This is a genomic window from Nonomuraea rhizosphaerae, assembly GCF_019396405.1.
Lineage (GTDB): Bacteria > Actinomycetota > Actinomycetes > Streptosporangiales > Streptosporangiaceae > Nonomuraea > Nonomuraea rhizosphaerae.
Map to the genome: position 1 here is coordinate 1 of NZ_JAHKRL010000486.1, position 6,319 is coordinate 6,319.

Annotated in this window: 7 protein-coding genes and 3 tRNA genes; 3 read left to right on the top strand and 7 right to left on the bottom strand. The window is 71.9% G+C overall.

The genetic code is table 11. The features are described from left to right. Positions 1-75: 75 nt before the first annotated feature. Entirely contained in the window at positions 76-642 is a 567-nt protein-coding gene (locus KME77_RS25265) for a hypothetical protein (protein ID WP_219471433.1), read from the bottom strand. A gap of 152 nt (positions 643-794) precedes the next feature. Between KME77_RS25265 and KME77_RS25270 the strand changes: the two genes are divergently transcribed. Continuing rightward, complete coding sequence (locus tag KME77_RS25270; RefSeq protein ID WP_219471434.1) at positions 795-1,805, top strand: LLM class flavin-dependent oxidoreductase; 1,011 nt, start codon at positions 795-797, stop codon at positions 1,803-1,805. Positions 1,806-1,932: 127 nt separating this feature from the next. On the opposite strand, the gene KME77_RS25275 is transcribed toward KME77_RS25270, so the two are convergent. The 5 genes from KME77_RS25275 to KME77_RS25295 form a co-directional block, all read right to left on the bottom strand. Next, positions 1,933-2,472: an EF-hand domain-containing protein gene (locus KME77_RS25275; RefSeq protein ID WP_219471435.1), complete on the bottom strand. Its 540-nt coding sequence runs from the start codon at positions 2,470-2,472 to the stop codon at positions 1,933-1,935. Positions 2,473-2,626: 154 nt separating this feature from the next. Beyond that, positions 2,627-2,698, bottom strand: a tRNA-Val gene (locus tag KME77_RS25280). A gap of 1 nt (position 2,699) precedes the next feature. After that, positions 2,700-2,773 (bottom strand) — tRNA-Cys (locus tag KME77_RS25285). 13 nt (positions 2,774-2,786) lie between these two features. Beyond that, positions 2,787-2,858 (bottom strand) — tRNA-Gly (locus KME77_RS25290). 86 nt (positions 2,859-2,944) lie between these two features. Continuing rightward, positions 2,945-3,583 (bottom strand): ACT domain-containing protein, encoded by a 639-nt coding sequence (locus tag KME77_RS25295; RefSeq protein WP_219471436.1) that lies wholly within the window; start codon positions 3,581-3,583, stop codon positions 2,945-2,947. Between the two features lie 94 nt (positions 3,584-3,677). Here KME77_RS25295 and dusB point away from each other — a divergent pair, with 94 nt between their 5' ends. After that, on the top strand, positions 3,678-4,787 hold the full coding sequence (gene dusB / locus KME77_RS25300; protein ID WP_308250893.1) for a tRNA dihydrouridine synthase DusB: 1,110 nt from the start codon (positions 3,678-3,680) through the stop codon (positions 4,785-4,787). Positions 4,788-4,910: 123 nt separating this feature from the next. Here the strand turns inward: dusB and KME77_RS25305 are convergent, their stop codons facing one another. Further along, the gene (locus KME77_RS25305; protein WP_219471438.1) at positions 4,911-5,690 is read right to left on the bottom strand and encodes a phytanoyl-CoA dioxygenase family protein; all 780 of its coding nucleotides are present in this window, start codon (positions 5,688-5,690) and stop codon (positions 4,911-4,913) included. 41 nt (positions 5,691-5,731) lie between these two features. On the opposite strand from KME77_RS25305, the gene KME77_RS25310 reads away from it, so the two are divergent. Beyond that, the coding region (locus tag KME77_RS25310) for an AraC family ligand binding domain-containing protein (RefSeq protein WP_219471439.1) at positions 5,732-6,319 on the top strand (588 nt) is incomplete at its 3' end.

Sequence of the window (6,319 nt, forward strand, 5' to 3'; positions counted from 1 at the left end):
GCACCGGACCGATCACGTCCCCGTGACCGGTCCGGTGCCGCCGGAGATCAGCCGCCGGCGATCAGAGGTCGGCGATCAGAGGCCGGAGTAGGTCGGCAGCGGGCGGATCAGCGGGTCCAGCACCCTGCGCGCCTCCTCGAAGCTGACCACCTCGGCCGGGTCGATCTCGACCACCTCGCCGAGGTCGGCGTGCTCGTAGAGGCGCTCCCCGACGAGCAGCCCGCGCTCGTCGTACGGCCACCGCATGGTGATCCACTGGCGCTTCAGGTGCCAGGTGGCGCTGTCGAGCCCGAGCGCGGAGCCGGGCAGGTAGAAGTTGAACCACGACTCGAACCAGTAGCCGGAGTCGGAGACGGCGTGCGCGGTCTCCGTGCAGGCGAAGACCACGCCCTCCACTTCCTTGTAGAACGCCCTCACCTCCTCCCGCCCGCGCAACGTCCGGCTCGCGCCGTCGAGGTTGAGGTAGTACACCGGGTTCTCCACCGTCATGTCGGGGCGGAGGATCTGCTCGGTACGCCCGGTCAGCTCCAGCAGGTAGTGGCGGCGCACGTTCTCCAGGATGTGGCGGCGCCGGCGGTTCGGGGACGCCTTGATCAGTTGGTCGAGCTCTCTCGGTACGTTGGTGATGTCCAGTTTCGCCATGGACTCATTCGCCTCTCGTCACGACGTGGCCCCCGAACTGAAGGGCGTTCCATCCCGTGCCATCGAGCCGGGCCTGAGACCGCTTCCCGGACCTGAGGCCGTTCCGTGCGCCGGTTGACCTGAAGCGCGGTTGAGATTGCAGGCTTGCCGTCATGGAGCTCTTCGAGATAGGCGTGATCCTGCCCGGCATCGGCGTCCAGCAGAGGGACGGGATCGACCTGCGGCAGGCCGCCCGGCACGCCGAGGCCGCGGGGCTGGACGGCGTGTGGCACGGCGACCACCTGGCCGTCGGCGGGCCGGTCCTGGACGCGCCCATCGCGCTGGCCACCGCCGCCGCGGCCACCGAGCGGATCCGGGTCGGCGCGAGTGTCCTCGTCCCCGCGCTGCGTCCCCTCGTGTGGGTCGCCAAGCAGGTCGCTACCGTGCAGTACCTGTCGGGCAACCGCCTGGTGCTGGGCGTCGGCTCCGGCGGCGGGCCCGGCCAGTGGGCGGCGGCGGGGGTGCCGTACGGAGAGCGCGGACGCCGCACCGACACCGCGCTCGAACTGCTGCCCGGCCTGCTGGCGGGGGAGGAGACCCGGCTGCCGGACGCGCCGGGGGAGCAGGTGGGCTCCCCTACGTCGGTGGGTTCGCCCACGTCGGTGGGGTCACTTGGCCCGGCGGGTTCGCTCGCCCCGGCGGGTTCGCTCGGCCCGGTGGTCTCGCTCGCGCCCGCCGTCCCGATGCCGCCCGTGTGGGTCGGCAACGCCTCGGACGCGGCGATCCGGCGGGCGGCGCGGCTGGGTGACGGCTGGTTCCCGTCCCTGATCTCGCCCGCCGAGGTCGCCGACGGCAGGGAACGGCTCGCGGACCTGGCCGCCGGCCACGGCAGGCCCGCCCCGGTGATCGCCGTCGGCGGGGCGGGCGCTCTCGGGTCCGGTCCGGGGGTGCCGTCCAGGGAGCGGATCGCCTCGGGCATCAGCGCCGCGTACGGCCGCCCGCTCGACGACGTGATCGGCATCCCGCTCACCGGCCACCCCGAGCAGGCCGCCGAACGCCTCGCCGCCTACCGCGACGCCGGCGCGACCCACGCGATCATCGGGATCTCGGGCGGCGACTGGCGGGCCCAGGTGGACCTGCTGGCGGAGGTACGGGAGCTGCTGCGACCGGCGGGCAGCCGGTGAACGGCCCGGCCTGGACGACCGTTACCTGAGCGGGCGTGACCTGGACGCCGTGACCGGACGGGCGTGACCTGGACGGGCGTGACCTGGACGGGCGTGACCTGGGTGGGCGTGACCTGGGCGGCCGTGGTCAGGCGGCCCCGCCAAGGAAGGTCTCGGTCTCGAGGGTTCCTTCGAGGTAGTACGCGCGCCATGCCGCCAGGTACTCCTCGCGGGAGATGACGTCGTCGCCGTCGGTGTCCATGTCCGCCGCGGTCCGGCGGGCCTCCTCCGGCGAGAGGCCGGCGCTCTCCAGGAACACCCGCAGCTCCGCCTGGTCGATCCGCCCGTCGTCGTTGGCGTCGATCACCGCGAACTCCGCGGAGCACGCGTCGGTGATGCTCTCGTCGAAGCTTGCCCCGCTGCTCATCCCGTTGTCCATCGCGTTGACGAACTCCTCGCGGGTGACGTTGCCGTCGGAGTCGGTGTCGGCGTGCCGGCTGAGGACCTGCCAGAAGCGCTGGTAGGCGGCCTGGATCGCCTGACCCTTTGCGGAGTCGGCGGGCAGGTTGCCGGCCCGGGTGATGCCGGCGGCCAGTGCCGCGATGTCGTCCTGGCCGATCACTCCGTTGTCGTTGGCGTCGAACAGGTCGAACGTGCGGCCGTACCGGAAGGCGGTGGTGTCGCTCATGCTGTCCCTCTTTTGCGTGCCCGGACCCTTTGCGGAGAGTCCCTTTACGCATACGGACAGTAGTCGATTCACGGCAGGAGTGGGCACTGCTTGAGCTGCGGAAAACGCGCCGGAGATCGCGGCGCCCGGAAGGAAACCCCTGGGAGGGGGTGAGTGGACGATACTGGGATTGAACCAGTGACCTCTTCCGTGTCAGGGAAGCGCTCTCCCGCTGAGCTAATCGTCCTTGGAGGTGGAGACGGGATTTGAACCCGTGTGGACGGCTTTGCAGGCCGCTGCCTCGCCTCTCGGCCACTCCACCGAGTCGCCCGCCGAGCGGAAGACGGGATTCGAACCCGCGACCCTCACCTTGGCAAGGTGATGCTCTACCACTGAGCCACTTCCGCGTTGTTGTTGCCCCATAACTCTAGCGGGTTTTCCGAGCGGATGCTTCCGGGTAAACCGGGACACCCCGGGCCGCGCGCTCGTGCCGTCACTTACGCAGCTGGCGGGCCACGCTGCGCTCCGTCGCCGGCAGGCTGAGGAAGATCTCCAGGATGCGGGAGAGGCGGTGGACCTCGATGCGGTGGAACGCGGGCCCGTCCGAGCGGGCCAGCAGGAGCGTGAGGGCGAGCGGCGGGAGCGGCGCGTGGATGACGTGCAGGTCGCCGTCGAGGGTGAGGGCGGTGGGCCGGGGCGGGACGTCGTCCGGCAGCCGCACCTCCCGGGGCGCGCGCCAGCTCGCGTACACGACACCGCGCTCGGGACCGGCGTCGGCGGTGGCGGTGGCCGCCCAGTCGGCGCTGAACAGGACCGGCAGGGAGTCGATCAGGGTGGTCAGCGCCCTGTCGCCGGCCGTGGTGATGTACTTGAGGATCTCCAGCTCCGGATAGGTCCCGGGAGCCTCGCGGGTGGTCCAGATGCCCTCGACCGTCACGTCCTCGACGCTGGTGAGGCTCTTGAGGAGAACCTGCTTGGGGGTGCCTTCCGGGCAGAAGACGGTGATGTCGTCGACGGCGCGGCCCGCCCCCCGGTCGAGGACGGTGAACTGGGTGATGTCCGCCCCGGCGGTGCCGAGGACCCTGGTGATCTGGGCCAGCGACCCCGGACGGTCGGGCAGAGCGACGCGCACGCGCAGAAGCATCCGTCCCCCTCCCCACTAGATGCCAGTTCACAGCCTATCCGCGAATACCGGTCACGACCGGACCTGCGCTACAACTGACGGGGTGAAGATTGGGCCGATAGGAGTATGGCCGCCGGTGGTGCTCGCGCCGATGGCGGGCATCACGAACGCGTCGTACAGGGTGCTCTGCCGCGAGCAGGGCGCCGGATTGTTCGTCTGCGAGATGATCACGACACGGGCGCTCGTGGAGCGCAACCCCAAGACGATGCGGATGATCAGGTTCGCGGAGTCGGAGCGGCCCAGGAGCATCCAGCTGTACGGGGTGGACCCGGCCACGGTGGGCCGCGCGGTCAGGATGATCGCCGAAGAGGACCTGGCCGACCACGTCGACCTCAACTTCGGCTGCCCGGTGCCCAAGGTCACCAGGCGCGGCGGCGGCTCGGCGGTGCCGTACAAGCGCAACCTGCTGCGCCGGATCCTGCGCGAGGCGGTCGCGAACGCGGGCCCGCTGCCCGTCACGATCAAGATGCGCAAGGGCATCGACGACGACCACCTCACCTACCTCGACGCCGGGCGCATCGCGGCCGAGGAGGGGGCGGCGGCGGTCGCCCTGCACGCCCGCACGGCGAAACAGCACTACGGCGGCGTCGCCGACTGGTCGGCGATCGCCCGGCTGAAGGAGGCGGTGACGGAGATCCCGGTGCTCGGCAACGGCGACATCTGGTGCGCCGACGACGCGCTGCGCATGGTGGCCGAGACCGGGTGCGACGGCGTGGTGGTCGGGCGGGGCTGCCTGGGGCGGCCATGGCTGTTCCGGGACCTGGAGAACGCCTTCAACGGCAGCCCCGAGCGGGTGCGGCCGGGCCTCGGCGAGGTGGCCGCGATGATGGCCAGGCACGCCGAGGGGCTCACCTCGTGCTTCGACATCGAGCGGTACGCGATCGCCGACTTCCGCAAGCACGTCGGCTGGTACCTCAAGGGGTTCTCGGTGGGCGGGGAGCTGCGCCGCGAGCTGGCCACCGCCGACTCGCTGGACGGGCTGCGCGAGAGCCTCGCCAAGCTGGACGCCGGCCAGCCGTGGCCGCCCAACACCGACACGCCGCGCGGGAAGTCGGGGGAGCGGGGCAAGGTGCAGCTCCCGGACGGCTGGCTGGACGACCCGTGGGACTGCGACGTGCCGGCCGACGCCGAGTCGGACATCTCCGGAGGCTGACCGCGTCAGTGGGAGCTGATCCGCGCGGACCGGTCAGCGCGGATCGAGGCGGTGCGGGTCGAGGCGGTGCGGGCGGGCCTGTCAGTGTGGGCCTGTCAGTGTGGGCCCGTCAGTGCGGGTCCGTCAGTGCGGGCCGGTGGCCTCGGTGCCGCAGGGGCCGCCGCCCGTGGCGGGCGCCAGGCGCACCGGCTCGCCGGACATCGTCAGCGTCGGGTAGTACGCGGCGATGCGCTCGGCCGAGCGGCCCGCGTAGTGGCAGATGAAGCTGCGCCTGAAGCGGTCGGGCGTCGAGTTCGGCTCCGAGCCGTGCACCAGGCTGCCGTTGAAGAACAGGACGTCCCCGGGTGACATGTCCACGGGCACCCGCTCCAGGCCGGGCGGCGGCGGGACGTACTCCGTGGTGAAGGAGACGTCGCTGTCCGCCTCCTCCGGGCAGAACAGGTCCATCAGGTGCGTCCCGGGCACCACCTCCAGCCCGCCGTTGGCGCGGTCGACGGGGTCCAGGGCCACCCAGGCGGCGACGCAGGTGCCCGGCTCGACCTTCAGGTAGAAGTTGTCCTGGTGCAGCGCCTGCCCGCGAGCGCCGGGCGGCTTGAAGTAGAACATGCTCTGGGCTGCTATCGGCTCCTCACCGAGCAACTCGCGCAGCACGGCGGCGATACGGGCGTCGAGGAGGTAGCGCAGGGCGACGTCGTTCACCTGGTGGGGGTGCATGACGCGCGGGTAGTCGCGCAGGATGTCGTACGGCAGGCCGGGATCCTGCGGCTTGGGCGCGAAGTGGCCAGGTATCGGGCCCCGGGCGTGCAGCGCCATGAACTCCTCCCGCAGCTCCGTCACCTCCTCGGCGGCCAGGAGCCCGGGGATCAGGACGAACCCTCGGTCGTGGAAATCTGTGAGCCTCATACCCTTCACGCTAAGGAGCCGGACCGGTGAAAGGTATGCCTGTGACCGCTGAGGACATGTCTGTTCCTGCTGCGGAGCTGACGATCGTGGGCCACTACGACAACCGGCCGGGGTACGCGACGCGCCGTCCGTCCGGGTCGCCGAGCTGGCTGCTGATGTGGACGCAGGCCGGGGCCGGGCTGGTGGAGCAGGCGGGGGTGTCGTTCACGGCCGGGCCGGGGGACCTGGTGGTGCTGGGGGCGGACGCGCCGCAGCACTACCGGGTGGCGCCCGGGGCGGGGCGGTGGCGGTTCTGGTGGGCGCACTTCCAGCCGCGTCCCGACTGGCTCACCTGGCTGGGGGAGCACGCGCGGGCGCCGGGATGTCACCTGATGGCGGGCGTCCCGGAGCCGGCGAGGGAGCGGATCGAGGCCGCCTTCGAGCGGGCGTCGCGCAACGCCCACTGGCCGCCGCACGCCGCGCCCGGCCCCGCACTCGCCGGCCCTGCACCCGCACCCGCCGCCTCCGACCCCGCACAGCCCGCGCCCGGCCCGCCGCGCATCGGGCGCGCGCCGGTCGTCGCCGTGTCCGGGCCCGCGCGGGAGCTGGTGCTGGACGCCGTCGAGGAGGTGGTCGTGCTGGGCACCGCC